Below are 24,602 nucleotides of genomic sequence, written 5' to 3' on the forward strand. Positions count from 1 at the left end.
GTGGATCGTCCACAGAGGACCGTTGTGCCTGCGCTGGGCACGTATTCGCAGGGGGGAACGATTCAGTTCAACGTCGTTCCGTATTCGATCTTGGGTCGGCCACCATGATCGGCGACCGCCGTAGGGGTGGGTGAAGCGCGCAGCGAGATCAGACGTCCTCGACCACGGCCACCGAGGTGATCCGGTGCACCGGGAAACGGCGCAGCGCGCCATGGGCCTGATCGAAGCCCTCGAGCATCCCGCCTGCCACGCTCACCGGGTTCACCACCCGCTGGCTGGCCACCCCGTGGTTGTCCACAAAACCGAGCCAGACGCTGCGGCCCGCCTCGGCTGCCGCACGCAGCAGGGCCAGGGTGGTCGCGCTGTCCGTCGGGGAGATTGTGGCACCCCGTGGTGTGGCGGCCGCGGCGTCCCCCGCCTTCATCTGCGCGATGACCGCCAGCAGCTGGTCCTCACTGGGCCCGCCGGGCAGCATCGGACGGCGGTTGTGCCTGGTCCGGGCGGTGATCCGGCGGCCGGCCGGGCGCAGGTCGAGCACCTGTCCGTCCGGGCCCTCCGCGGCCGGGGCGAACCCGGCGGCACGCAGTCCGTCCAGCACTTCGGCCAGGCTCATCGGACTGACCAGCACCGTGGGTGCGATCCGGCGCAGGTCCAGCCGCTCGGCCGCCGCGCTGGCCAGCACCTCGGCCACCAGCACCGGGTCGTCGCAGCGCAGGAAGGACCCGGCCGCGCCACCGCGCAGCCGCCCGTGCCGCCTGGCCACGTCGTCGATCAGGTAGGTCAGCGACTGCGGCACCGGGGTGCGCGAGCGACTGCGGAACAACTCGTGCAGGTCGGCCGCGCTCCGCCCGGCGTCCAGCGCCCGCCGCGCGGTGGCCTCGGTGACCCGGTACACCGTGGCCCCGCCAGCCGACTCCACATCGGCGACCAGCGCGATGTCCGCGGCCAGATCGGCTTCCAGCGGTCCCGGCGCGACCACGGTCAGGTCGGCCTGCACCAGCACGTGGTCCACCGGCGCGGGCAGTGCCTCGGCCATCGCCTTGGCGGCCGCGATGGGCCCCTCGGTCAGCAGCGTGCGGCCCGGTCCGGCCAGCGCGTCCAGCGCGATCACGCCCAGCGCGGTGCCCTCGCCGACGGTCCACTCGACCAGGTCGTCACGCAGCCTGCCGCCACGCCGGGGCGCCCGCCAGGCCAGCACCGCGGCCAGCTGCCGGACGTCCTTGACGGTGGCGCCCGGCGGCAGGTCGGCCAGCAGGTCCAGCACCCGCCGCCGTTCCCTCGGCGCGACCGGGCGGCGCAGCTCCTCGCTGAGCACGCCCAGCGGCCGGTCCTTCTCGTCCCGGCGGCCGTAGAGGCCGGGCAGCCTCGGCAGGTCCAGCCAGGTCTGGGCCAGCGTGGCCCAGCGGTGCTCGGGCGTGCCGACCAGCCAGGTGTCGGCCAGCGTGGTGGGCACCCACTCCGGCTCGTTGCCCTCGCTGTCGCCGACCAGGCCGGCGCCGACCACCAGTTCGGCCAGCAGCCCCGCCCTGCGCTCCTCGACCTCGATCTCCTTGGCCAGCCTGCGCAGCTCGCGCACGCCCAGCCCGCCGGAGCGCAGCACCGGCGGTGGCTCCTCGCTCCAGAACCCGATCAGCGCCTCGACCTGGCGGCCCAGCTCCATGGCCGCCCCGGCCGCGGTCGAGTCCACCGTGGACAGCGGGTACCCGCCGGTGTCCAGCCGCGGTTCGGTCACCTCTACGGCGCGGAAGGCCCGGTCCCCGCGCAGCGCCAGCCCGACCTGCCTTGGCAGCTCCACGGTCTCGGCGTCCCTGCGCAGCAACAGGCCGCGGGCGAGCAGCTTCTGCACCGGGTTGCGGGCCCGCTCCAGCGGCACCACCACCCCGGCGTCCTTGGTTCGCCCGGTCGGCTGACCACTGGCCAGGGTCTCCAGCAGCTTGCGCTCGCCCTCGTCCAGCCGGTCCAGCAGCGCGGGCAGGTCCACCTCGTCCAGCTGCGGGTCCGGCCGCCCCAGCCCGGCCGGGAACAGTGTCACCGCCTCGGTGGCCGCAGGCGGCACGCACAGCGCGGCATCCGGCCCCCAGGCCAGCGCGCGGGAGCGCAACAGCTCCACCGCGGCCTTGGCCGCCCTGACCGGCACACCCTTGCCGAGCAGCGCGGACACCTCGGTCAGCGGCCGCGGCCCGAGGTCGGCCCCGGCCAGCAGCAACGCCTCCAGCACGGTCAGCGTGAAGGAGTCCAGGTCCTCGCAGGCCCTGGCGATGGAGGCACGGATGCCGGCGCGGGTGGCCAGCACACTGGTGTCGCCGGGGGAGGGCGTGGCCAGGTCGGGGCGGGCGCGCAGCAGGGCCGCGAGCCTCGTCTCGTCCTGCGCGCGCAGCCACGCGGCGAGTGAAGGACCGGACATCCCCTCCACGGTATCTGCCCGGACCGGATCGTCGGGCACACTATGGCGCGTACGACGACAGAGGAGGATGACGTGTCCAAGGCCGAGCGCCACGCGGATCGGATCGAACCCACCTGGCCGGAGGGTCCCTCCGAGAAGGAGCACGCGGTCAGCGAGCTCGTCAGCCACCTCCAGGGCGCGCAGTCGCCGTTCGGCGAGGTGAGCTTCCCGTTCGAGTCGGTGCCCTACAGCCACCCGACCACGGTGATCAACAAGTAGCTGTGCCGTAGTTCACGCGGCTCGGAACGAATTCAGCCTTTCCGAGCCGCGTGCGTACTTTAAGTAACCCGGGACTACGCTCATCGGTTGAAAGCGTTGTCTTGGAGGCCACCAATGCCGGTTCCTGGTCCTGGGTACTCGATCACCGTCCGCCTTGAGGCGCCGCCGTCGGCGAGCGCGGCCGGCGACATGGCCAGTGCGGTCGGCCGGGTGGGTGGCGTGATCACCGCCTTCGACGTGGTCGAGTCGCACAACGACCGGGTCATCGTCGACATCACCTGCAACGCCATCGGCGCCAACCACGTCACCGACATCACCGACGCGCTGGCGCTGCTGCCGGGGGTGAAGGTCCGCAAGATCTCCGACCGGACCTTCCTGATCCACCTCGGCGGCAAGCTGGAGATCGCCTCCAAGATCCCGCTGCGCAACCGGGACGACCTCTCCCGCGCCTACACCCCCGGGGTGGCCAGGGTCTGCCAGGCCATCGCGGCCAACCCCGAGGACGCGCGCCGGCTGACCATCAAGCGCAACACCGTCGCCGTGGTCACCGACGGCTCCGCCGTGCTGGGCCTCGGCAACCTCGGCCCGGAGGCAGCGCTGCCGGTGATGGAGGGCAAGGCGGTGCTGTTCAAGAAGTTCGCCGGCGTGGACGCCTGGCCGGTCTGCCTGGACACCCAGGACACCGAGGAGATCATCCGCGCGGTGGAGCTGATCGCCCCGGTCTACGGCGGCATCAACCTGGAGGACATCGCCGCGCCGCGCTGCTTCGAGATCGAGGCCCGGCTGCGCGAGAAGCTGAACATCCCGGTCTTCCACGACGACCAGCACGGCACCGCGATCGTGGTGCTCGCCGCGCTGCGCAACGCGTTGCGCGTGGTCGGCAAGGAGATCTCCGACACCAAGATCGCGGTCTGCGGGGTCGGCGCGGCCGGTTCGGCCATCATCCGGTTGCTGCTCAAGCAGAAGCCGGGCGACATCATCGCGGTGGACGTGGACGGCATCGTGCACCCCGGCCGCGAGGGCATGGACCCCAACCTGCAGTGGGTGGCCGACAACACCAACTCCGGCCAGGTCACCGGCAGCCTGCACGACGCGCTGGTCGGCGCGGACGTGTTCATCGGGGTCAGCGCGCCCAACCTGTTCGGCGCCGAGCAGGTGGCCACCATGGCCTCCGACGCCATCGTGTTCGCACTGGCCAACCCGGACCCGGAGATCGACCCCCTCGAAGCCCAGCAGCACGCCGCCGTGGTCGCCACCGGCCGCAGCGACTACCCGAACCAGATCAACAACGTGCTGGCCTTCCCCGGCGTCTTCCGCGGTCTGCTCGACGCCAACGCCAAGACCATCACCGACGAGATGCTGGTGGCCGCGGCCGGTGCGATCGCCGACGTGGTCGCGCCGGAGCGGGTCAACGCCTCCTTCATCGTGCCCAGCGTCTTCGACACCACCGTCGCGCCCGCGGTGGCCGAGGCCGTGCGCAAGGCAGCCGGATCGGCCGTGGCGGGCTGAACCGGTCAACGGCCTAGCATTCGCTTGTGAGCGAACGCGGTGAGCTGACCCACGTCGATGCGGCCGGGGCGGCCCGGATGGTGGACGTCTCCGGCAAGGAGATCACCAGCAGGGTCGCGGTGGCCTCCGGCGTGCTGCGCACCACCGCCGAGGTGGTCGAGCTGCTGCGCCGGGACGGACTGCCCAAGGGCGACGCGCTGGCGACCGCGCGGATCGCCGGGATCATGGGCGCCAAGCGCACCCCGGACCTGGTGCCGCTGTGCCACCCGATCGCGCTGTCCGGGGTCAGGCTCGACCTGGCGCTGGGCGAAGCCGAGGTGGTGATCACCGCGACGGTGCGCACCACCGATCGCACCGGGGTGGAGATGGAGGCGCTCACCGCGGTGGCCGTCGCCGGGCTCACCCTGCACGACATGGTCAAGGCGGTGGACCCGGCCGCGGTGCTCGACGCCGTGCGGGTTGACCGCAAGGAGGGTGGGAAGACGGGACTATGGACGAGACCGCAGCCGTGAACCCGCGCAGCGCCAGGGTGATCACCGCCTCCAATCGGGCCAGCAGCGGGGTGTACGCCGACCGCACCGGCCCGGTCATCGTGACCTGGCTGCGCGAGCGCGGCTTCTGGGTGCCCGAGGCCGACGTGGTGCCCGACGGCGATCCGGTGGGCCAGGCCCTGCGCAAGGCGGTCACCGAACGGGTCGACGTGGTGATCACCACCGGCGGCACCGGCATCAGCCCGACCGACCGCACGCCGGAGGCCACCAGGGCGGTGCTCGACTACGAGGTGCCCGGCCTGGCGGACGCGATCAGGGCCGCCGGAGCGCCCGCGGTCCCCACAGCGGCTCTCTCGCGCGGGCTGGCCGGGGTGGCCGGTCGGACCCTCGTGGTGAACCTTCCGGGCTCCACGGGCGGTGTGCGGGACGGTCTGGGGGTACTCGAGGGCGTGCTGGACCACGCGGTGAGCCAGCTTCGCGGCGGCGATCACACCCCCGGCGGGCTCCCGCAGGCGGGTCCGGCGGCCGCGGTGCTGCGCGCCGAGGTCACCGAGGACCCCGTTGACGTGGAAGAACACGCCCGCCTGGTGACCCACCCCGCCGCGGGCGCGGTGGTCACCTTCGCCGGTGTGGTCCGCGACCACGACGAGGGCCGCGGCGTGACCGAGCTGGAGTACACCGGCCACCCCAGCGCGGCCGAGGTCATCGCCGAGGTCGCCGCCGAGATCGCGCTCCGGCACCAGGGCGTCAGGGCCATCGCGGTCAGCCACCGGATCGGCCAGCTCAAGATCGGCGACGCCGCACTGGCCTGCGCGGTGGCCGGCGAACACCGCAAGGAGGCATTCGCCGCCTGCGCCGACCTGGTCGACGAGGTCAAGCGCCGCCTGCCCATCTGGAAGCGCCAGCTCTTCACCGACGGCGCCGAGGAATGGGTCAACTGCCCCTGAACGAACACGAAACCCCCGGTCGCCACGTGAACGACCGGGGGTTTCGCGGAGCGTGCCTAGCGAGTCGCCAGACTCACTTCACGTCGAGCTGCTGGCCCGGGAAGATCAGGTCAGCGTTCTTGACGATGTCCTTGTTGCGCTCGAACAGCGCCTTCCAGCCACCGTTCACCTGCAGCTTCTGCGCGATGGTGGACAGCGTGTCACCCGCGACGACGGTGTAGTCAGCACCGTTGCGCTCGGTGGCGACCGGAGCGGACTGCACCGGCGCGGCCGGCTTGATGACCGGCTTGACCGCGACAGGCTTGGGAGCAGCCTGCTTCTTCACGACCGGCTTGACAGCAGCGGGCTTCGGGGCCGGCTTGGCCACGTTGCCCTTGACGCCGGCGCGCTTGCCACAGTGCGGCCACGGGCTGGTGCCACGAGCCGCGAACAGGCGCTCGGCGACCGCGATCTGCTGGGCCTTGGAAGCCTGGTGGGCGTACGGCGCGTACTGGCCGCCACCGTTGGAGAGCCAGGTGCCACGGTCGAACTGGAGACCACCGTAGTAGCCGTTACCAGTGGCGATGTTCCACCGGCCGCCGCTCTCGCACTGAGCGATAGCGTCCCAGTTCACGCCACTCGCAGCGCTTGCGGTACCAGCCACGGCCATCGGGGCGGCCACGACGGCACCGGCCACGACAACGCGGGCCACGGTGCGGGTGATGTTGGACTGCTTGCGGTGCTTGCCTCGGTAAGAAGCCATTTCCCTCTCGCCAACCGCGCCTACGAGGTGAGCTGTCGGGTTCGGACCGATCGTGCTGGCCCGGCCGGCTCGCACCGGCTTCACCCCAAGGACGCTGAGTGCTCGTCCGGAAGGTGGTTCCCCCGTCCCTGTCCAGTTGCAGTTTCGCTCGGGGTTTGGTCGGGAACCCGCTTGGACAGGGCTTGGCGCTACAGGTTCCCGTCGTGCTGGCCGGTTCGGGGCCGACCGAGAAGCGACCGTACGTAACCCAGCAGGGGTCCGCCAAACCTTCTGGACTGTGACCGTAGTCACTGTAACGTTTGGCGAAGTTCTGCGATGTCGGGTGTCGCGCCAGGTCAGCCCGCCGTTACCGCGCCGTGTCCTTACCGAGATCAATCACCGTCGGTGAGGCGTGGCTCACCCCGTAGCGGCACCCGAGTGACCCCGTAGGAACGCGGAGAGTCCCGCAAGATCATCGGTATTGAGGTGATCCACCCCGGCCGCCGCCAGCTCCCGCCAGAGCGCCGCACGGGCCGGGCCCGCCGCGTCCGGGGTCGCCCAGAATCGGAGCCGCTGCCCGCCCGCGTGCACCCGCTGGACCAGTTCCCGCAGCTTGGCCCGCTCGGCGGCCGGCATCTCGCCCACACCCTGCCAGGCGAACAACTTCGTCCAGTTGTCGGACACCAGCGGCGCCAGCTTCGGATCCGCACCGGGTCCGAGGTCGTTCGGATCGGTGAGGCGTCCGTCATAGAAGGCCAGTCGATCCCGCTGACCAGCCATAACGGCGCGCGGGCGATCGCCGGAGATGACCGCGGTCACAGCTCCGCGCAGCACGAACCCGTGCAGGTACCGGCTGAACAGCCAGGAGTACCGCGGCGATCGCAGCACCCGGTCCAGCTCCGCGTACACCGCCACCCCGTTGGTCTTGATGTCCACCAGCAGCTGGAACAACCCACTCCGCCCCGGATAAACGCGGCCGCCATTGGCCAATGCCCGCTTCCGCAACGGCTCCAGGTACAGCGCCTGCAGGGTCCGCTCCGGCCGCAGGTCCCCGGGGTCGTGCCCGACCAGCAGCGCCCCGTCCACCAGGTAGATGTCCGCCTCGACACTGGTGAACCCGTGCTCCAGCGCGTCCAGCAACGGCCGCCCGTGCTCGTAGTCGTTGTGCGCGTGCGCCTGTGCGAGGGGCTTGACCCGCCCCGCCGCCCCGGCCTGCGCCACCGACCCGCCCAGCAGCCCGGCCACCGCCAGGAGCGCCAGTCCCGCCCGCAATCCGATCCGCACACGAACCTCCCGAGTGAGTGTGGGGCGGAAAGTAAAGCGGACGAACGACCGGCTGGTGAACGGGGACCGGCCGGTTGATTGCCGTGCCAGGGACATCCGGCCGTGCGACCATCGGCCGGGGCAGGGGGACCGCATGGGACCGGAGATCGAGTTTCGGGTGCTCGGACCGCTGGAGGTCCGGGTCGGCAGCGCGCCACTGGTGATCGGCGCGGCCAAGCAGCGGGTGCTGCTGGCCGCGTTGCTGTTGCAGGCAGGCGATGAGGTCCGGTTCGAGGAGCTGACCGGCACGCTGTGGGAGTTCGCGCCGCCCGCCAACCCGCGCGCCGCACTCCATACCTATGTGCGCCGCCTGCGCCAGGCCCTGCCGGGGCCGGACCTGATCACCACCACCGAACGCGGCTACCGGGTCGACCTGACCCCGGAGCAGCTGGACCTGTTCCGCCTGCGTGGCCTGATCACCGGCGCGGAACGGGCCCGCGCCGCCGAGGACGCCGATTCCGAGCGCGCCTGCCTGGCCGAGGCACTGGAGCTGTGGCGCGGCCCGGTCCTGTCGGACATCCGGTCGGAACCGTTGCGCCGGACCGACGCGGCCCGGCTGAGCGAACAGCGCCTGGTGCTGCTGGAGCGCCGGATCGAGCTGGACCTGGACCTGGGCAGGCAGCGCGAGCTGATCGGCGAACTGACCGAGCTGACCACCCAGCACCCGCTGCGCGAACGCTTCTGGGAACAGCTGCTGCTCGCCCAGGTCCGCGACGGCAGGCAGGCCGAGGCCCTGCGTGCCTTCGGCCGGATCAGCGCACTGCTGAAGGCGGAACTGGGGGTGCGGCCCGGCGCCGCGCTGCGTGCCCTGCACGAGGCGATCCTGCGCGCGGACACCTCTCTCTATAGGCGCGCGAAGCGCAGGCCCGCGCCACCCGGCCCGGTACCGGCCCAACTCCCCGCCGACATCCCCGACTTCATCGGCCGGACCGCCCTGGCCGAACAGATCGGCGCCGCCCTCACCGGCTCCGGTCTGGCCGCCCTGTCCGGCCCGCCGGGCGTGGGCAAGACCGCACTGGCCGTGCACACCGGGCACCGCCTGCGCGAGCACTACCCGGACGGCCAGCTGCACGTGAACCTGCGTGGCTACGCCCCCGAACCCGCGCTGGCCCCGGAGCAGATCCTGGCCAGGTTCCTGCGCGCGTTGGGCGTCCGGCCGGAACAGGTGCCGATCCGGGTCGAGGCGCAGACCGCGCTGTACCGCCGCCTGCTGGCCGACCGCAAGGTGCTGGTGCTGCTGGACAACGCGGCCGACCCGGCCCAGATCGCCCCGCTGCTGCCCGAGTCCCCCGGCTGCGCGGTGCTCGTGACCAGCCGCACCGAGTTCCCGCACTCGATCCCGGTCGGCATGCTCGACCCGGCCGAATCAGTGGACCTGCTGCGCAGCATCCTGGGCCAGGAGGCGGTACGAGCCGAACCGGAGTCGGTGGCGGCCCTGGCGGAGACCTGCGCCCACCTGCCCCTTGCCCTGCGGGTGGCCGCGGCGAACCTGCTCGGCCACCAGGTCGGCGACTACCTGGACCAGCTGCGGCAAGGAGACCGGCTGGCCAAGCTCGCGGTCGACGGCGATGGCGCAGCCGCGGTCCGCCTGACCTTCGACCTGTCCTACACGGAACTGGCCCCGGACAGTCAGTACGCCTTCCGCACCCTCGCCCTGGCCCCCGGTACCGACCTGAGCCTCCGGGCCGCCGCGGTCATGCTCGACTGGCCCGTCGATCGGACCCGCGAGGTCCTCACCAGTCTGGTCACCGTGAGCCTGCTCCAGGCGACCAGTCCGGACCGCTACGGCTACCACGACCTGATCCGCCTGTACGCCAGAGAAAAGGCGGAGCCGGGCGGAACCGCGGTGGCCCGGCTCGACGACTACATCCTCGGGGCCGCTCACGACGCGGCTGAGCTGATCATGCCGGAGCCGTTGTCCGCGGAACTGGACCGGCCGGGGACTCGTGGGATCGAGCGGTTCGCGGACATCGACCAGGCCGTGGCCTGGCTGGACACCGAGCGGGGCTTGATCCTCGCGGTCATCCAGGCGGCGGGGGAGTCCGACCGCCCGTGGATCTCGTGGTCCTTGGTGCGGGCACTGCGGAACTACTTCTACTTCTACGACCATCGCGCCGAGTGGCTCCTCGTGGCGGAGGCAGCCCTCCGCGCCGCCGAGCACAGTGGCAACACCTTGATGGTCGCGTCCATGTTGGACGGTGTGGGCACCGCGTTCTGGAGCGTCGGCGACTACGAACGGGCCCGGCAGTCCTACGGCCGGGCGCAGGAACTGCTCGGTTCCGCCGCTGCGGGGGGCGAGGTGCTGGCCGGGGTCCGGCTGCACCTCGGGATCGTGGCTCTGGAGACGGGCCACGTGCGCGATGCGGAATCCGCGGTCGCGCTGGCGCTGGCGCACTGGCGGGATGCGGGATCGGCCAAGCAGACCGCCCAGGCCCTGATGAACCTCGGCACGGCCAAGGGCCGGAGCGGAGACCTCGGCCAGGCCCGGCGACTGATGCTGGAGGCCATCGAACTGTGCCGCCGGATCGAATCCCGCTTCGGTGAGGGACTGTGCGCGACCAACCTGACCTACAACCGCCTGGCCGCCGGTGACTACGCCGTCGCACTGGAGTGGAGCGGGCGGGCCGTGGCCATCAACGCCGAACTGGGGCGAACCGAACCTGACTGCTTCGAGCACCTGGCGGCGATCCACTGTGCGCTGGGACAGCTCGACGAGGCCGCCGCCCTGGCGGCCCGCGCGTGTCAGACCGCCCAGGAGTCCGGCGACCGGCGGGCGGAGATCGACGCCATGACCACGACCGGGCGGATCCACCTGCGAGCTGGGCGGAACAGCGAGGCTTGGGAGGCGTGCACCGAGGCATTCCGCCAGTCCACCCTGATCGGCTATGGCTTTGGCGAGATCGAGGCGATGGTGGTGATGAGCGCCGCGCTCCGGCGCCTGGGGCGGCCGGTGGAGGCGATGGACTACGGCGGCCGGGCACTGGTGCTTGCCTCTCGGCACGGCCACACCCTGGAGGCGGGACACGCGTTGACCGCGATGGCCGAGGCCCGGTTGGCCGAGGGGCTCGCCGAGGAGGCCGGGGAACTCGTGCGGCGGGCCATCCACACGCTGGACGGCACCGGTCACCGCCCTGGCGAAGCCGCCGCGCACCTGCTGGCCGGGCACGTGCACCACCGACAGGGCGAACCCGGTTTGGCGCGGCGGGCGTGGGAGCGGGCGCTCGGCCTCTTCGTCGACATGGGCGTGCCCGACGCCGAGAATGTCCGGGGGCTGCTGCTCGGGGTGAGGGACGGCGATGCGGGCTGAGACGGAGTTCCGGGTGCTCGGGCCGTTGGAGGTGTGGGTGCGCCGGGCCGTGGTGCCGGTCGGGGCGGCCAAGCATCGGGTGTTGCTGGCGAGTTTGTTGTTGCATGCCAATGAGCCGGTCAGTGCCGAGGAGCTGATCGGGAACCTCTGGGACGGGCCGACGCCGGTGCGGCCGCGGGGGTCCCTGCACACCTATGTCACCCGGGTGCGGCAGATGCTGGGGGATCCGGGGCAGTTGCGGACCACTGGGCACGGGTACCTGCTGGATGTGGAGCCGGAGCAGTTGGACTTGTTCCGGTTTCGGCGGTTGGTGCGGCGGGCCGAGCAGTCGCGGGCGGCGGGGGATGTGGCCGCGGAGGCGATGTTGCTTGGGGAGGCCGTCGGGCTGGTGCGGGGGCCGGTGCTGGGGGATGTGCCGTCGGCCGCGTTGCACCGGAGTGAGGTCGCTTTGCTGACCGAGGCCCGGTTGGCGTTGTTGGAGCGGTGGATCGAGGTGGCGCTGGAGCTGGGGCGGCACGGTGAGGTGATCAGTCGGTTGATCGCGTTGACCGCCGAGTATCCGTTGCGGGAGCGGTTCGCGGAGTTGTTGATGCTGGCCCGCTACCGGGATGGGCGGCAGGCCGAGGCGCTGGCCGGGTACCGGCAGGCGGAGCTGGTGTTGCGGCGGGAGCTGGATGCCGGGCCGGGGCCTGGGTTGCGGCGGATGCAGGCATTGGTGTTGCGGGCTGATCCGGGGTTGCGGGTGCCGGTGGTGCCGGTGGCTCGGGCCGCGCGGGTGCCCGCCGAACTGCCCGCGGTGGTGGGGGACTTTGTCGGGCGGGGTGAGCTGGTGGCGGAGTTGGGTTCGTTGCTGGGGTCCGGGGCTGTGGTGGCGGTGAGTGGGGCGCCGGGGGTGGGGAAGACGGCGCTGGCGGTGCGGGTGGGGCATCGGTTGCGGGGGCGGTTTTCGGATGGGCAGCTTTTTGCCAATCTGCGGGGGTATTCGGCGGAGCCCGCGGCGACCGCGGGGCAGGTGTTGACCCGGTTCCTGCGTGGGTTGGGGGTGGCGCCGGAGGAGGTGCCCTCGGCGGTGGACGAGCAGTCGGCGTTGTACCGGCGGTTGCTGGCCGGGCGGCGGGTGCTGGTGGTGCTGGACAACGTGGCCGAGGTGGATCAGCTCGCGGTGTTGCTGCCGGGGGATCCCGGGTGCGGGGTGTTGATCACCAGTCGGCGGGGGTTGCCGGAGCGGCTGGGGGAGCAGGCGGTGCGGCGGATCTCGCTGGGGTCGCTGGCCGAGGGTGAGTCGGTGGAGTTGTTGCGGCGGGTGCTCGGCAGCGATGACGCCGCACTGGGGGAGCTGGCGGCGGTGTGCGCGCGGTTGCCGTTGGCGTTGCGGGTGGCGGCGGCCAACCTGGCTGCCCAGCCCGCGCCGGATGTGGCCGGGTACGTGGCCCTGTTGCGGGCCGGGAACCGGTTGGCGGAGCTGGCCATCGACGGGGACGGGGCGACCGCGGTGCACAGCGCGTTCGACTCCTCCTACCGGGCGCTGGACCCGGCCGCGCGGACCGTGTTCCGGCGGCTCGCGCTGGTGCCGGGGGCGGATTTCACCGTGGCGGCGGCGGCCGCGTTGGTGGCGGGGGAGTCGGCGGCGGCGCTGGCTGGGCTGGCCGGGATGAGTTTGCTGGAGCCCGTCGGGGCGGATCGGTTTGGCTTTCATGACCTGATCCGGCTTTATGCCAGGGAACGGGCCGAGGTGGAGGAGCCTGCCGGGGAGCGGGCGGCGGCGCTGGGGCGGTTGTACGAGTACTACCTGGCCACCACCCGGCAGGCGGTCGCGCTGCTCACGCCGGATGTGCCGTTGCCCTCGGCCCCTGACCTGCCGCCGGTGCCGCCGTTCGCCGAGCGGGCCGCGGCGGTGGCCTGGCTGGACGCGGAGTTGCCGAACCTGGTCGCCGCGGTGCGGGCGGCGCCGGGACTGGGGCTGCATCAACGGTCCTGGCCGTTGGTGCGGGTGCTGGGCGGTTACTTCTACTTCCGGCTGCACCGCACCGAGTGGATCGAGGCGGCTCGGGCGGCGCTGGCCGCGGCGCGCGAGGTCGGGGACCTGGCGATGGTGGGCGCGATGCTGGACAGCGTGGGCACCGCGCTGTGGGGGCTGGGGGATTTCGAGCAGGCGCTGCGGTACCACCGGGAGGCGATCGAGACCCTGGCGCACACCGATGCCGCGCCCGAGGTCGAATCGGACGCGTTGCTGCACCTGGGCATCGTCTACATGGAGATGGGCAGGCTGGCCGCGGCCGCCGACTGCTACGAGCGGGTGCTGCACCGGCACCGGCCCGAGGGCGGCAACCGGGCCAAGGTGCTGCTCAACCTGGCCGCGGTGCGGATGTACCGCGGTGATCTGGCCGCCGGGCTCAGGCTGGCGCACGAGGCGCTGGCGATCTGCCAGGAGCAGGGCATCGCGTTCGGGGAGGCGCTCTGCCTTGGCAACCTCGCGGTGGCCGAACGGCTGCGTGGCAACCCGGTGCTGGCGATCAACCTGGCCCGCCGGTCCAGGGAGATCTACCAGGCCCTCGGCCAGGACAACGCCGATCCGGTGGACGCCCTGGCCGCCGCGCTGCTGGCCGCCGACCGGGCCGAGGAGGCGTTGCCGCTGGCCGAGCAGGCCTGTGAGCTGGCCGCCACCATGCACGACCGCCGGGCCGAGGCCGACGCCTACAACACCCGCGCCGCCTGCTGCGCCGCGCTGGACCGGCCGAGGGAGGCCGAGCGGCACCACACCGAGGCACTGCGGATCGCCACCCTGGCCGGGTACCTGCTGGGTGAGATCAACGCGCTGGCCGGGCAGGGCACCGTGTACGCGGGACTGGGGCGGCTGCACCAGGCCAGGGACCGGTTGCGTGGTGCGGCGGCGGCCGCTGCCCGCGGTGGGTTCCGGCTGGAGGAGGAGCGGGTCCAGCGGCTGCTGGGCGAGCTTCCGGTGACCTCTATATAGAGAGGTGTGTCAGCCGCCGGTATCCATGGGGCGGCTCAGCCGCCGGCGAACGGCGGCAGCACGTCGAGTTCCGCGGCATCCGGCACCACGGTCTCCTGGTCGCGCACGGCCACCCCGTTGAGCAGGAAGCTGCACGCCGGCAGTACCTCGGTCAGCTTGCCGGTGTGCCTGCCGCGGACCAGGTCCAGCACGTCCGCCACGGTGGAGACGCCGCTCAGCTCCACCGCCTCGTCCGGCACCCCGGCCGCGGCCCGCGCCCCGGCGAAATAGCGCACGGTCACCGATGCCACCTTCAGCCTCCGATCGCACTCATCGGGCGCGCCGGCTGGGCGAACCCGACCTCGTTGATGCCGTGCCCGGCGGGCTTGGCCCACATCGCGGCCCGCCAGCGCTCGGCGAGCTGCTCATCGGTCGCGCCTGCCCGCATCGGCCCGCGCAGGTCGGTCTCGTCCTGGCCGAACAGGCAGGAGCGGAGCTGGCCGTCGGCGGTGAGCCGGGTCCGGTCGCAGGCCGAGCAGAACGGCTGGGAGACCGAGGCGATCACGCCGACGGTGGCCGGTCCGCCGTCGACCTGCCAGCGTTCGGCCGGGGCCGCGCCGCGTTCGGCGGTGTGCGGGGTCAGGGTGAACTTCGTGCGCAGGGCGGCCAGGATCTCCGGTCCGCTGACCATCTCCGCCCGGTCCCAGCCGTGCTGCGGGTCCAGCGGCATCTGCTCGATGAACCGCAGCTCGTAGCCGCCGTCCAGGCAGAACTCCAGCAGCGGGACGGCCTCGTCCTCGTTCACCCCGCGCATCAGCACCGCGTTGACCTTCACCGGCGCCAGTCCGGCCGCCCTGGCCGCGCGCAGCCCGGCCAGCACGTCCGGCAGCCGGTCCCGTCTGGTCAGCTCGGCGTAGCGGTCCCGCTGGATGGTGTCCAGGGACACGTTCACCCGGTCCACCCCGGCCGCGGCCAGTGCCTCGGCCCGCCGTTCCAGGCCGATCCCGTTGGTGGTCAGCGAGAGCAGTGGGCGCGGGCTCAGCGCGGCTGAGGCGGCCAGCACCTCTTCCAGGTCCTTGCGCAGCAGTGGCTCGCCGCCGGTGAAGCGCAACTCGGTCACGCCGAGCTTGAGCACCGCGATCTCGATCAGCCGGATCAGCTCGCCGGTGTCCAGCAGCGCCGACTTGGCCAGCCAGTTCAGGCCCTCGGCAGGCATGCAGTAGGTGCAGCGCAGGTTGCACCGGTCGGTCACCGACACCCGCAGGTCGGTGGCGATCCGGCCGTAGGAGTCCAGCAGGACGGGCGTGTCCGGCCGGCCGGCGGGCCCCGCTGGCGGACCGGTCGTTATCGAGGGCATCCCGAGATGCACCGCTGTCACCCCTCCGAGCGTAATCGTTCCCCCTGACTGTCCGATTCGCGGTTGACGACTGACCAACACATCAGCGTCTAGTCTGTGTCGACTGAGAACTGAGCCATTTGCTAAGTCTCTTAGTTATAGAGGTACCTCTGTAGCCGGGAGTAGAGGTGGGAACGGGCATGAGCAGTGAGAGCGCCACGACGACCGAGGGCCGCAGCGCGGCGGCCGTCACCCTTGGCGAGCTGGGGCGCGAGCTGAGCGCGGTCACCCTCGCCTTCCACGCGGCCGCCGCCGAGCGGATGGGCCTGTCCGGCACCGACCACAAGTGCCTTGACCTGGCCATGCACTCGCCGGGCCCGCTCACCGCGGGCCGGATCGCCGAACTCTCCGGCCTGTCCACCGGCGCGGTCACCGGCGTGATCGACCGGCTGGAACGCGGTGGTTTCGTCCGCAGGGTGCGCGACCCGCACGACCGGCGCAAGGTGCTGGTCGAGGTCACCACCTGCAACGAAGGCCGCTACGACCACATCTTCCACGGCCTGATCGAGGGCGTGACCGAGATCGTCGGCCGCTACCGGCCGGAGGAGGTCGAGGTGATCGTCCGGTACACCCGCGACTCCATCGACCTGATGCGCGCCCAGATCGCCAGGCTGCACAACCTGTCCTGAGTGGGGGATCATGGCGGCCGTGACCGAGACCTCGCGCTGGAACTACCTGATGGACATGGACGGCGTGCTCGTGCACGAGGAGCACCTGATCCCCGGCGCCGATGAGTTCCTCGCCGAACTCCGCGCGCACGACATCGGGTTCCTGGTGCTCACCAACAACTCCATCTACACCCCGCGTGACCTGCGGGCCCGGCTGCAGCGCACCGGGCTGGACGTGCCGGAGGCGGCCATCTGGACCTCCGCGCTGGCCACCGCCAAGTTCCTGGACTCCCAGCGCCCCAACGGCTCGGCCTACGTCATCGGCGAGGCCGGGCTGACCACCGCGCTGCACTCCATCGGCTACGTGCTCACCGACCGCGATCCGGACTACGTGGTGCTCGGCGAGACCCGCACCTACAGCTTCGAGGCCATCACCAAGGCCATCCGGCTGGTCGAGGCAGGCGCCAGGTTCATCGCGACCAACCCGGACGAGACCGGCCCGAGCCGGGAGGGCGTGCTGCCCGCGACCGGGTCGGTGGCCGCGCTGATCGAGCGGGCCACCGGCCGCGCGCCCTACTTCGTGGGCAAGCCGAACCCGCTGATGATGCGCTCCGCACTGCGTTCCATCGGCGCGCACTCCGAACGCGCGCTGATGATCGGCGACCGGATGGACACCGATGTGCGCTCCGGCCTGGAAGCCGGGCTGCACACCATCCTGGTGCTCTCCGGCATCTCCACCGTGGACACCGCGGACCGGTTCCCGTTCCGGCCCACCAGGGTGATCGACTCCATCGCGGACCTGGTCGGCAACGCGAACAACCCGTTCCCCGACGGAGTCTGACCGCGGGGCCTGGCTAATCTCGCCCGATGACCTCCGAGCTGACCATGATCGACTACCCGGCGGTGGCCGCGGCCCAGATCGCCGCGATCACCGCCGCGGTGCGTCGCCCCGATGTGCTGGACCTGCCGGTGCCCTCCTGCCCCGGCTGGACGGTGACCGAGCTGCTGACCCACGCCGGCGAGGTGTGCGTGTGGTGGACGCACGCGCTGGCCGAGGGCGGGCTGGAGCCGGAGGAGGAGGTCGTGCAGGCCATGGCCACCCCCGGCGCCGACCTGCTCGGCTGGTGGGAGGCCCGGAGCGCGGCCCTGGTCGAGGTGCTGCGGACCACCTCGCCCGAGGCGGTGGCCTGGTGCTGGTGGCGGGACGAGGAGCGGGCGCCGGTGGCCGAGGTGGCCGGGTGGGTGGCGCACGAGCTGCTGACGCACCGCTGGGACGCGGAGAACGCGGTCGGCACGGCGGCCCCGGTGCCAGCCGAGCTGGGCGTGGCCGGGATCGCCGAGTTCGCCCTCCGGATGCTGCCTGCCCAGGAGGCGAGCTGGGCGGAGTCCACCGGGCTGATCCGGTTGCACGCCACCGACCTGGACCGGACCTGGGACTTCCGCGCGGACCAGGACGGCCCGCGGCTGCTGGCCGAACCCGGCGGCGAACCGGCGGTGCTGATCGCCGCCACGGCCGGGGAGCTGGACCTGCTGCTGTGGAACCGGCTGACGGTGGCGGAGGTCAGCATCACCGGTGACCGGGAACTGGCCCTGATGTTCGTGAACTGGGTCGACTTCAGCTGAGGTCAGGGCCCGCCGATGTACTCCCGGTACCCGCCAAGCTCGGCCTCGGTCTTGCTCTGCGGGCGATCGTTGGCCGGGCCGCCCGACGGGCTCACGGCCGGGCGCGCGCCACGGCGGATGAGTGCGATGGCCAGCAGCGCGATACCGCCGAAGGCCCCGATGCCCAGCACGATGAACTCGCTCATGCCCCCACTGTCCCACCTCGGTTCGCCGTTGTGGACTCTACCGGCCGGATTTCCGGGGCGGCGCCGGGTCGACGGGGGCGGCCGGGGACGTGAGGATGGGGTGGTCTGGTCGCCGGAGTCGCGGAGGTGTCGTGGTGCCTGGGGTTGCTAGTTACGCCTCCGGGGTTTCGGAAGTCCCGCTGCTGGGCGACACCATCGGCGACAACTTCGACGCCACCGTGGCCCGCTTCGGCGACCGGGACGCGCTGGTGGAGCGGGTCACCGGGCGGCGCTGGAGCTACCGCGAGCTGGCCGCCGACGTCGAGGCGGTGGCGCTGGGCCTGCTCGGGCTCGGCGTGGCCAAGGGCGACCGGGTCGGGATCTGGGCGCCGAACTGCGCCGAGTGGGTGCTGGTGCAGTACGCCACGGCCAAGATCGGCGCGGTGCTGGTGAACATCAACCCGGCCTACCGGGTGCACGAGCTGGAGTTCGTGCTCAACCAGTCCGGGGTGCGCACCCTGGTGGCGGCCGCGGCGTTCAAGACCTCCGACTACGCCGGGATGATCGAGCAGGTCCGGCCGGACTGCCCCGGCCTGCTCGACGTGCTGCTGCTGGGCGGGGCGGACTGGGACGCGCTGGTCGCGGCCGGGCGGGAGGGCGATCCGGCCGGGCTGGCCGCGGTGCAGGGCGGGCTGTCCGCGGACGATCCGATCAACATCCAGTACACCTCGGGCACCACCGGCTTCCCCAAGGGCGCGACCCTCTCGCACCACAACATCCTCAACAACGGCTTCTTCGTCGGCGAGCTGTGCGGGTACACCGAGATCGACCGGGTCTGCCTGCCGGTGCCCTTCTACCACTGCTTCGGCATGGTGATGGGCAACCTGGGCGCCACCTCGCACGGGGCCTGCGTGGTGATCCCGGCACCCGCCTTCGAGCCCAAGGCCACCCTGGCCGCGGTGCAGGAGGAGCGGTGCACCTCGCTGTACGGGGTGCCGACCATGTTCATCGCCGAACTCGCCGACGAGGACTTCGACGGCTACGACCTCAGCAGCCTGCGCACCGGGATCATGGCCGGGTCACCGTGTCCGGTGGAGGTGATGAAGCAGGTCATCGAGCGGATGGGCATGCGCGAGGTGACCATCTGCTACGGCATGACCGAGACCTCCCCGGTGTCCACCCAGACCAGGGCCGATGACTCCATCGAACGCCGGGTGGCCACCGTGGGCCGGGTGCACCCGCACGTCGAGGTCAAGATCGTGGACCCGGAGACCGGCCTGACCGTGCCTCGCGGCAACCCCGGTGAGCTGTGCACCCGCGGTTACTCGGTGATGCTCGGTTACTGGGCGCAGCCGGACAAGACCGCCGAGGCGATCGACCCGGCACGCTGGATGCACACCGGCGATCTGGCGGTGATGGACGCCGACGGGTACGTCTCGATCACCGGGCGGATCAAGGACATGGTGATCCGCGGCGGCGAGAACATCTATCCCAGGGAGATCGAGGAATTCCTCTACACCCACCCGGATGTCCTTGACGCACAGGTGATCGGGGTGCCCGACGCCAAGTACGGCGAGGAACTCATGGCCTGGGTGCGGTTGCGGCCCGGCGCGGAAACCCTGACCGCACAGGCGGTCCGGGAGTTCTGCACCGGGCGGCTCGCGCACTACAAGATCCCGCGCTACCTGCACGTGGTGGACGAGTTCCCGATGACGGTCACCGGCAAGATCCGCAAGGTGGAGATGCGGGAGAAGTCGGTGGAGTTGTTGGGGCGTAACGACTAGAGCGCGAACACGTCCCCGGTCATGCCGCGCAGCACGCAGCCGTTGCCGTAGGTCTTCTGATAGGCCAGCGGCTGGCCCTGCCAGATTCCCTTGAGCGTCACCGTGACCGGCCGGTAGTCCATGGTGCACACCTGGGAATCCGGGTCACCGGCCAGGTTCGCCACCTGGCCATGGGCGGCGACCAGTTGCGCGCACGCCTTGGCCCGCTGCTGGTGCGTGCCGCCGGTCGGCTCGCAGGTGAGCGTGGCGACCTTGCCGGGTGGGGTGCCGGTCTCGCCGTCGGCGGTGGTCGCGGTCAGCACGGTTTCCTGGCTGACCGCGGCGGCCGGTCCGGCCCCGAGCAGGACAACCGCCAGCACGGAGAACGCCAGCGTCAGTACACGTTGAGCAGCCATGCTTCCGGCATACCCCTAGATCAAACCTACCGGCCGGTTCTTCACCACTTGGCGCGGCCAGGTTCACTCAGACGAGCAACTGTCCCTTGAGGACGGTCACAGCGCGTCCGGACAGGCTGACCCGGTTGCCGCGCAAGGTCATCCGCACGATCCCGCCGCGTGGCGAGGCCTGTTCCGCGGTCAGCGGGCCGTCGCCGAGCCGGGGCGCCCACCAGCTGGCCAGGGTGCAGTGCGCGGAGCCGGTCACCGGGTCCTCCGGGATGCCGAAGACCGGGTAGAAGCAGCGGCTGACCACGTCCAGGCCCGGCCGGTCGCCGGGCGCGGTGACGATCACGCCGCGGTTCGGGATGCGGCCGATCGCGGCCAGGTCGGGCACGAGCGCACGGACTTCGGCGGCCGAGGCCACCTCGACCAGGATGTCGCTGACCGCCTGCGCGGTGGCCAGGATGGTCACCCCTGGCAGCCCGGCCAGCAGGTCGGGGCCGGGTTCGATCGGCTGCGGCTGGTCGGCCGGGAAGTCCATGGTGATCGAACCGTCCTCGGCAGGCGTGCAGCTCAGCTCGCCGCTGCGGGTGCTGAACCGCTGCGCGCCGCCGAGCACGTGCGCGGTGGCCAGGGTGGCGTGCCCGCACAGGTCGACCTCGGTGGTGGGGGTGAACCAGCGCAACGGTTTCGCGCCCTGCGCCGTGGGATCGACGAAGGCGGTCTCCGCGTGCTTCATCTCCGCGGCCACCGACTGCATCCATTCGGCGGAACGCGGTTCCGTCAGAAGCACCACCCCGGCCGGGTTTCCCCCGAAGGCGGTGTCGGTGAAGGCGTCCACCACAAAGATCTCCACGACCGCCAACGTACCGGGTAGCGTCCGGGCATGTGACCGAGAATCTGCGCTGGGGCGTGGTGGCCACCGGCGGCATCGCGTCCACGGTGACCGCGGATCTGTTGCTGGTGCCGGGGATCGAGGTGCACGCGGTGTCCTCCCGGTCCCTGGAGCGGGCCAGGGAGTTCGCCGCTGGCTTCGGCATCCCCCAGGCCTACGGCGACTACCGCGAGCTGCTGGCCGATCCGGATGTGGACGTGGTGTACGTGGCCACCCCGCACAGCGAGCACCACGAGGTGGCCTCGGCCGCGCTGCGGGCAGGCAAGAACGTGTTGTGCGAGAAGGCGTTCACCGTCACCGTGGCGCAGACCGAGGAACTGATCGCGCTGGCCGAGGAACGCGGGCTGTTCCTGATGGAGGCCATGTGGACCCGGTTCATCCCGTTGATCCGCAGGCTGCGCGCGCTGCTGGCCGATGACGCGATCGGCGAGATCCGGTTGGTGCGCGCGGACTTCGGCGTGCAGGTGCCCTACGACCCCGCGCACCGGCTGTGGAATCCCGGCCTGGGCGGCGGCGCGCTGCTGGACCTTGGCGTGTACCCGGTCTCCTTCGCGCACATGGTGCTCGGCGTGCCCAGCGCGGTGCACGTGCACGGTTCCCGCGCCGGCACCGGGGTGGACGCCGAGGCCGCGCTGCTGCTGGGTTATCCCGATGGCGCGCAGGCGTTGCTGAGCACCTCGCTGCGCGCGCGGACCCCGATCACCGCCGAGGTGATCGGCACCACCGGGCGGATCGAGCTGGGCTCGCCGTTCTACGCGCCGACCCGGATGACCCTGCACCGCGACGGCGCCGACCCGGAGACCTTCCGCGCGCAGCTGTGGGGATCGGGTTACACCTACCAGGCGCGGGAAGTGGTGGAGCAGATCACCGCCGGAGAGGTGGAAAGTCCGGAGATGGCTTGGGCCGACACGGTGAACGTCATGCGCACCCTGTGTGCGGCACTGGGCCGGATGGGGGTCGCGCACCCGGCCAGCAAGACGAGTTCTGCCCCCTGACGCTTCAGGTCTCTGGGTGCCCGGCCGATAGCCAACGGGTGGAACGGAGATCACTAGACGCCCTCGTCCACTCGCAAGACCTCGTCGAGGCGGCGCTCCGGATGGATCACGCCATTGGCGCGGACGGTCTGCCGCGCGCCAACGGCCGTGGCCTTGTGCACGACGTGATGCGCACGGCGGACCTGCTCCAGCGGGTCGCCGACGACCTGAAGGACACCGCGCTCACCTGGGTGGACGCCCAGGACATCAGCGAGGACGAGTACATCACGGTGTGCCAGCACCTTGACGAGATGATCCAGGGGCTACAGGCCACCTTCGTCTCGGCGCAGGCCGCCTACCACGCGCTGGGCACCGAGGCGCGGGAAAGCCCGACGGCCGCGGCCATGGCCGCCCTGCTGGCCGTGACCACCCCACTCGGGGAGGGCTTCCGCCCGCCCGCGCCCCGGCGCGAGATCCACAACGGGGCCGCCCGTTGACCCTGACAACTCAAGTTCTCAGGCGGCCTGCTCGCTGACCCAGCGGGACAGCGCCAGCAGCGTGCTCTCCGCGCTGTCCGCCATCACCTCGCGGAGGCCGAGCACCGCCTCCCGGGTGTCGCCGAAGCGCTCGTCCATCCGCAGCACCTGCCAGTGCTGGGCGACCACGGTGCCCGGCCCGTCCGCGGTGAAGGTCCACCGCCAGCGCACCAGGCCGTCCGCCAGTCCGCCGACCACGAAGGCGAACTCGGCGCCCGGTTCGGCGGTCTGCACCTGCGAGCGGGACTGCCAGGACCGCTCACCGTGCTGGTTGCGCCCGGAGAACCAGGCGCCCGGCCGCGGCCCCGCGCCCTCGTCGTAGTCGGCGCCGATCGCGATCGGGCTCCAGGTGCCGATCATGGAGACGTCGCTGACCAGGTCGTACAGCGCGGCGGGGGTGGCGGGCAGCCAGGCCCGGCGGGTGAAGGTCAGTTCGTCGAGGGAGATCATGCCGCCACCCTCGGGGACCGGGCGCCGGGTTAGCCAGCCCGGCGTTGTCCTACCACTGGCAGTGTCACCCTCGGGCAGGCGATCACCCGGATACTCGAGGGCATGGACTCCGGACTCGCCGATTTCCTGCAGGCCCGCCGGGCCCGGCTGCGACCGCAGGACGTGGGCCTGCTGCCAGGTGACCGGCGCCGGGTGCCCGGACTGCGCCGGGAGGAGCTGGCCCAGCTGGCCGGGGTGAGCACCTCCTACTACGTGCGGCTGGAACAGGGCCAGTCCCGCAACGCCTCGCCCGAGGTGATCGACGCGCTGGCCAGGGCGCTGCTGCTGGACTCCGACGAGCACCAGCACCTGCGCGACCTGGCGGGCCCCGGGCAGCGCGGGCCGCGGGTGCGCAGGCCGCCGGTGGAACACGCCTCGGCAGGCACCCTGGAGCTGCTGACCGCGCTCGGCGACACCCCGGCGCTGGTCATCGGCCGGGCCTCGGACCTGCTGGCCTGGAACCCGATGGGGCACGCGCTCTTCGCCGGGCACCTGGACTTCACCGCGCCGCTGCGCCCGGACCGGCGGCCGAACCTGGCCCGCCAGGTGTTCCTGGACCCGCACACCCGCGAGCTGTACGTCAGCTGGGCGGAGAAGGCGCTGGCGCTGGTGGCCACCCTGCGACTGCGGGCAGGCCGCTACCCCGACGACCCGCGGCTGACCGGGCTGATCGGCGAGCTGTCCACCCGCAGCACCGAGTTCGCCACCCTGTGGGCCAGCAACGAGGTCGCGGCCTGCAACGGCGCGGTGTACCGGCTGCGGCATCCGCTGGTCGGCTCGTTCACCGTGCTCCAGCAAACCCTGATCCCGGTCGGCGAGTGGAACCAGACGCTGGTGGTGAACACCGCTCACGACGAGGCGGCGCGCAGCGCGCTGGCCCTGCTCGCGCACGAGGTCAGCTCGCGCCGGTGACCGCCAGCGCGGCCGCGTCCTCCTCGCCGAACTTCTCCTCCAGCTCCTCCGGCGAGTAGTCCAGATCGATCTTCGCCACCGGCACGCCTCGGGCGGACTCGATCGCACCCAGCCGCCGCTGCGCCCGGTTGGCCGCGTAGGCCACGAATTCGTCCACGTCGAAGTCGTACGGCTGGGTCTCGAACTGGTCCTGCACCCACTGGATGGAGGCCAGCGCGTGCGGCAGCAGCTCGCCCATCACCTGCTGCACCAGGTCCCAGTTGCGGTCGTCCGCGGCCACGTGCCGACGGCAGGTGAAGGTGCCCCAGGCCATGTGCCGCCGCTCGTCGTCGCCGATCTTGCGGATCAGCTCCTGCATGCCAGGCAGGATCCCGTTCTCCTGGCAGACCTTGTTCCAGGCGTGGTAGCCGGTCAGCGCCAGGGTGCCCTCGACCACGTGGTTGTAGGTGACGCTGGCCCGGATCTGGTTGGCCGGACTGGGATCCTCGGCCACCGCGCTCAGCGCGGCAGGCAGCGCGTCGTAGAAGATCGCCCGGTAGCCGGGGTTGCCGTCCACGTAGCGGTGCAGGTCCTCGGTCAGGCCCACCGCGTCCAGCCAGCGCCGGAACACCTCGGTGTGCTTGGCCTCCTCGAAGGCGAACTGGGTCAGGTACATCTCGTCGGCGATCCGGCCCTCGGCGGCCATCGCCCTGATGAACGGCTGGATGTCCTCGGTCACCGCCTCCTCACCGGCGATGAACATCGCGGTCAGGTAGGTGCCGCTGGTGCGCTGGTCCTCGCCCATCGCCGCCCAGTCCAGGGCGTCCTGGCCGAAGTCGATGTCCGCCGGGTTCCAGAACCGGGCGTTGCCCTTGACGAACAGGCGCAGTGGGAAGGAATCCCAGTTGAGCCCGCCCTGACGTAGTGAGTGGAAACCCTGTCGCGTCACGTC

The 24,602-nt window shown here is 71.7% G+C and carries 23 protein-coding genes and 1 riboswitch; of the genes, 13 read left to right on the forward strand and 10 right to left on the reverse strand.

Annotated elements, in window-relative coordinates; all coding sequences use genetic code 11:
• Window positions 1-148: 148 nt before the first annotated feature.
• On the reverse strand, window positions 149-2,404 hold the full coding sequence (locus tag HNR67_RS07995; RefSeq protein WP_185001437.1) for a helicase-associated domain-containing protein: 2,256 nt from the start codon (window positions 2,402-2,404) through the stop codon (window positions 149-151).
• Between the two features lie 72 nt (window positions 2,405-2,476).
• Here HNR67_RS07995 and HNR67_RS08000 point away from each other — a divergent pair, with 72 nt between their 5' ends.
• The 4 genes from HNR67_RS08000 to HNR67_RS08015 all read left to right on the forward strand — a co-directional run bounded on the left by HNR67_RS08000 (window position 2,477) and on the right by HNR67_RS08015 (window position 5,609).
• Complete coding sequence (locus HNR67_RS08000; protein WP_247761532.1) at window positions 2,477-2,662, forward strand: hypothetical protein; 186 nt, start codon at window positions 2,477-2,479, stop codon at window positions 2,660-2,662.
• 114 nt (window positions 2,663-2,776) lie between these two features.
• On the forward strand, window positions 2,777-4,171 hold the full coding sequence (locus HNR67_RS08005; RefSeq protein WP_185001439.1) for an NAD-dependent malic enzyme: 1,395 nt from the start codon (window positions 2,777-2,779) through the stop codon (window positions 4,169-4,171).
• A gap of 26 nt (window positions 4,172-4,197) precedes the next feature.
• Complete coding sequence (gene moaC, locus HNR67_RS08010; protein WP_185001440.1) at window positions 4,198-4,683, forward strand: cyclic pyranopterin monophosphate synthase MoaC; 486 nt, start codon at window positions 4,198-4,200, stop codon at window positions 4,681-4,683.
• Window positions 4,662-5,609, forward strand: a complete 948-nt coding sequence (locus HNR67_RS08015; protein ID WP_185001441.1) for a molybdenum cofactor biosynthesis protein MoaE — start codon at window positions 4,662-4,664, stop codon at window positions 5,607-5,609. Before moaC ends, HNR67_RS08015 begins: the two co-directional genes overlap by 22 nt.
• A gap of 73 nt (window positions 5,610-5,682) precedes the next feature.
• Here HNR67_RS08015 and HNR67_RS08020 read toward each other — a convergent pair whose 3' ends face one another.
• Together HNR67_RS08020 and HNR67_RS08025 are read right to left on the reverse strand one after the other, a co-directional pair.
• On the reverse strand, window positions 5,683-6,351 hold the full coding sequence (locus HNR67_RS08020) for a LysM peptidoglycan-binding domain-containing protein (RefSeq protein WP_185010324.1): 669 nt from the start codon (window positions 6,349-6,351) through the stop codon (window positions 5,683-5,685).
• A 19-nt stretch (window positions 6,352-6,370) separates the two neighbouring features.
• Window positions 6,371-6,510: riboswitch (cyclic di-AMP (ydaO/yuaA leader) on the reverse strand.
• Between the two features lie 237 nt (window positions 6,511-6,747).
• A complete protein-coding gene (locus tag HNR67_RS08025) occupies window positions 6,748-7,614 on the reverse strand; it encodes a phosphatidylinositol-specific phospholipase C/glycerophosphodiester phosphodiesterase family protein (protein ID WP_407645118.1) in 867 nt (288 codons plus the stop codon).
• Between the two features lie 133 nt (window positions 7,615-7,747).
• Here HNR67_RS08025 and HNR67_RS08030 point away from each other — a divergent pair, with 133 nt between their 5' ends.
• Window positions 7,748-10,960, forward strand: a complete 3,213-nt coding sequence (locus tag HNR67_RS08030) for an AfsR/SARP family transcriptional regulator (RefSeq protein ID WP_185001443.1) — start codon at window positions 7,748-7,750, stop codon at window positions 10,958-10,960.
• On the forward strand, window positions 10,950-13,934 hold the full coding sequence (locus HNR67_RS08035; protein WP_185001444.1) for an AfsR/SARP family transcriptional regulator: 2,985 nt from the start codon (window positions 10,950-10,952) through the stop codon (window positions 13,932-13,934). The genes HNR67_RS08030 and HNR67_RS08035 overlap by 11 nt, the downstream gene beginning before the upstream one ends.
• A 35-nt stretch (window positions 13,935-13,969) precedes the next feature.
• Here HNR67_RS08035 and HNR67_RS08040 read toward each other — a convergent pair whose 3' ends face one another.
• Together HNR67_RS08040 and moaA are read right to left on the reverse strand one after the other, a co-directional pair.
• Window positions 13,970-14,215: a MoaD/ThiS family protein gene (locus HNR67_RS08040; RefSeq protein WP_312986749.1), complete on the reverse strand. Its 246-nt coding sequence runs from the start codon at window positions 14,213-14,215 to the stop codon at window positions 13,970-13,972.
• Window positions 14,216-14,226: 11 nt separating this feature from the next.
• A complete protein-coding gene (gene moaA / locus HNR67_RS08045; RefSeq protein WP_185010326.1) occupies window positions 14,227-15,270 on the reverse strand; it encodes a GTP 3',8-cyclase MoaA in 1,044 nt (347 codons plus the stop codon).
• 179 nt (window positions 15,271-15,449) lie between these two features.
• Between moaA and HNR67_RS08050 the strand changes: the two genes are divergently transcribed.
• From HNR67_RS08050 to HNR67_RS08060, 3 genes are read left to right on the forward strand one after another with little or no spacing between them, the layout of a single operon-like run.
• Window positions 15,450-15,938, forward strand: coding sequence for a MarR family winged helix-turn-helix transcriptional regulator (locus tag HNR67_RS08050; protein WP_185001446.1), 489 nt, complete (start codon window positions 15,450-15,452; stop codon window positions 15,936-15,938).
• Between the two features lie 49 nt (window positions 15,939-15,987).
• A complete protein-coding gene (locus tag HNR67_RS08055) occupies window positions 15,988-16,758 on the forward strand; it encodes an HAD-IIA family hydrolase (RefSeq protein ID WP_185010328.1) in 771 nt (256 codons plus the stop codon).
• 26 nt (window positions 16,759-16,784) lie between these two features.
• A complete protein-coding gene (locus HNR67_RS08060; protein ID WP_185001447.1) occupies window positions 16,785-17,540 on the forward strand; it encodes a maleylpyruvate isomerase family mycothiol-dependent enzyme in 756 nt (251 codons plus the stop codon).
• Between the two features lie 2 nt (window positions 17,541-17,542).
• Here the strand turns inward: HNR67_RS08060 and HNR67_RS08065 are convergent, their stop codons facing one another.
• A complete protein-coding gene (locus HNR67_RS08065; protein WP_185001448.1) occupies window positions 17,543-17,725 on the reverse strand; it encodes a hypothetical protein in 183 nt (60 codons plus the stop codon).
• A 134-nt stretch (window positions 17,726-17,859) separates the two neighbouring features.
• Here HNR67_RS08065 and HNR67_RS08070 point away from each other — a divergent pair, with 134 nt between their 5' ends.
• Entirely contained in the window at window positions 17,860-19,488 is a 1,629-nt protein-coding gene (locus HNR67_RS08070) for an AMP-binding protein (RefSeq protein ID WP_312986750.1), read from the forward strand.
• Here the strand turns inward: HNR67_RS08070 and HNR67_RS08075 are convergent.
• On the reverse strand, window positions 19,485-19,883 hold the full coding sequence (locus HNR67_RS08075) for an SSI family serine proteinase inhibitor (protein WP_185001450.1): 399 nt from the start codon (window positions 19,881-19,883) through the stop codon (window positions 19,485-19,487). The genes HNR67_RS08070 and HNR67_RS08075 overlap by 4 nt on opposite strands.
• A gap of 67 nt (window positions 19,884-19,950) precedes the next feature.
• On the reverse strand, window positions 19,951-20,721 hold the full coding sequence (locus HNR67_RS08080) for a PhzF family phenazine biosynthesis protein (RefSeq protein ID WP_185001451.1): 771 nt from the start codon (window positions 20,719-20,721) through the stop codon (window positions 19,951-19,953).
• Between the two features lie 32 nt (window positions 20,722-20,753).
• Here HNR67_RS08080 and HNR67_RS08085 point away from each other — a divergent pair, with 32 nt between their 5' ends.
• Together HNR67_RS08085 and HNR67_RS08090 are read left to right on the forward strand one after the other, a co-directional pair.
• On the forward strand, window positions 20,754-21,755 hold the full coding sequence (locus tag HNR67_RS08085; protein WP_185001452.1) for a Gfo/Idh/MocA family protein: 1,002 nt from the start codon (window positions 20,754-20,756) through the stop codon (window positions 21,753-21,755).
• 101 nt (window positions 21,756-21,856) lie between these two features.
• On the forward strand, window positions 21,857-22,231 hold the full coding sequence (locus tag HNR67_RS08090) for a hypothetical protein (protein ID WP_185001453.1): 375 nt from the start codon (window positions 21,857-21,859) through the stop codon (window positions 22,229-22,231).
• Between the two features lie 18 nt (window positions 22,232-22,249).
• On the opposite strand, the gene HNR67_RS08095 is transcribed toward HNR67_RS08090, so the two are convergent.
• The gene (locus HNR67_RS08095) at window positions 22,250-22,720 is read right to left on the reverse strand and encodes an SRPBCC family protein (protein WP_185001454.1); all 471 of its coding nucleotides are present in this window, start codon (window positions 22,718-22,720) and stop codon (window positions 22,250-22,252) included.
• A gap of 102 nt (window positions 22,721-22,822) precedes the next feature.
• Here HNR67_RS08095 and HNR67_RS08100 point away from each other — a divergent pair, with 102 nt between their 5' ends.
• Window positions 22,823-23,671 carry a helix-turn-helix domain-containing protein gene (locus HNR67_RS08100; RefSeq protein WP_185001455.1) on the forward strand — a complete coding sequence of 283 codons (849 nt, stop codon included), beginning with the start codon at window positions 22,823-22,825 and terminating at the stop codon, window positions 23,669-23,671.
• Here HNR67_RS08100 and HNR67_RS08105 read toward each other — a convergent pair.
• Window positions 23,655-24,599 carry a R2-like ligand-binding oxidase gene (locus HNR67_RS08105; protein ID WP_185001456.1) on the reverse strand — a complete coding sequence of 315 codons (945 nt, stop codon included), beginning with the start codon at window positions 24,597-24,599 and terminating at the stop codon, window positions 23,655-23,657. The two genes, HNR67_RS08100 and HNR67_RS08105, sit on opposite strands and share 17 nt — an antisense overlap.
• Window positions 24,600-24,602 lie beyond the last annotated feature (3 nt).

Origin of the sequence: Crossiella cryophila (assembly GCF_014204915.1) — a bacterium.
Taxonomy (GTDB): Bacteria; Actinomycetota; Actinomycetes; order Mycobacteriales; family Pseudonocardiaceae; genus Crossiella; species Crossiella cryophila.

Bases quoted from the DNA above. Each gene is read 5' to 3' on its own strand.
- HNR67_RS07995 (WP_185001437.1), bottom strand. From the start codon at position 2,404: ATGTCCGGTCCTTCACTCGCCGCGTGGCTGCGCGCGCAGGACGAGACG.
- HNR67_RS08005 (WP_185001439.1), top strand. From the start codon at position 2,777: ATGCCGGTTCCTGGTCCTGGGTACTCGATCACCGTCCGCCTTGAGGCG.
- HNR67_RS08015 (WP_185001441.1), top strand. From the start codon at position 4,662: ATGGACGAGACCGCAGCCGTGAACCCGCGCAGCGCCAGGGTGATCACC.
- HNR67_RS08020 (WP_185010324.1), bottom strand. From the start codon at position 6,351: ATGGCTTCTTACCGAGGCAAGCACCGCAAGCAGTCCAACATCACCCGC.
- HNR67_RS08030 (WP_185001443.1), top strand. From the start codon at position 7,748: ATGGGACCGGAGATCGAGTTTCGGGTGCTCGGACCGCTGGAGGTCCGG.
- HNR67_RS08035 (WP_185001444.1), top strand. From the start codon at position 10,950: ATGCGGGCTGAGACGGAGTTCCGGGTGCTCGGGCCGTTGGAGGTGTGG.
- moaA (WP_185010326.1), bottom strand. From the start codon at position 15,270: ATGCCCTCGATAACGACCGGTCCGCCAGCGGGGCCCGCCGGCCGGCCG.
- HNR67_RS08050 (WP_185001446.1), top strand. From the start codon at position 15,450: ATGAGCAGTGAGAGCGCCACGACGACCGAGGGCCGCAGCGCGGCGGCC.
- HNR67_RS08055 (WP_185010328.1), top strand. From the start codon at position 15,988: ATGGACATGGACGGCGTGCTCGTGCACGAGGAGCACCTGATCCCCGGC.
- HNR67_RS08060 (WP_185001447.1), top strand. From the start codon at position 16,785: ATGACCTCCGAGCTGACCATGATCGACTACCCGGCGGTGGCCGCGGCC.
- HNR67_RS08065 (WP_185001448.1), bottom strand. From the start codon at position 17,725: ATGAGCGAGTTCATCGTGCTGGGCATCGGGGCCTTCGGCGGTATCGCG.
- HNR67_RS08075 (WP_185001450.1), bottom strand. From the start codon at position 19,883: ATGGCTGCTCAACGTGTACTGACGCTGGCGTTCTCCGTGCTGGCGGTT.
- HNR67_RS08090 (WP_185001453.1), top strand. From the start codon at position 21,857: ATGGATCACGCCATTGGCGCGGACGGTCTGCCGCGCGCCAACGGCCGT.
- HNR67_RS08095 (WP_185001454.1), bottom strand. From the start codon at position 22,720: ATGATCTCCCTCGACGAACTGACCTTCACCCGCCGGGCCTGGCTGCCC.
- HNR67_RS08100 (WP_185001455.1), top strand. From the start codon at position 22,823: ATGGACTCCGGACTCGCCGATTTCCTGCAGGCCCGCCGGGCCCGGCTG.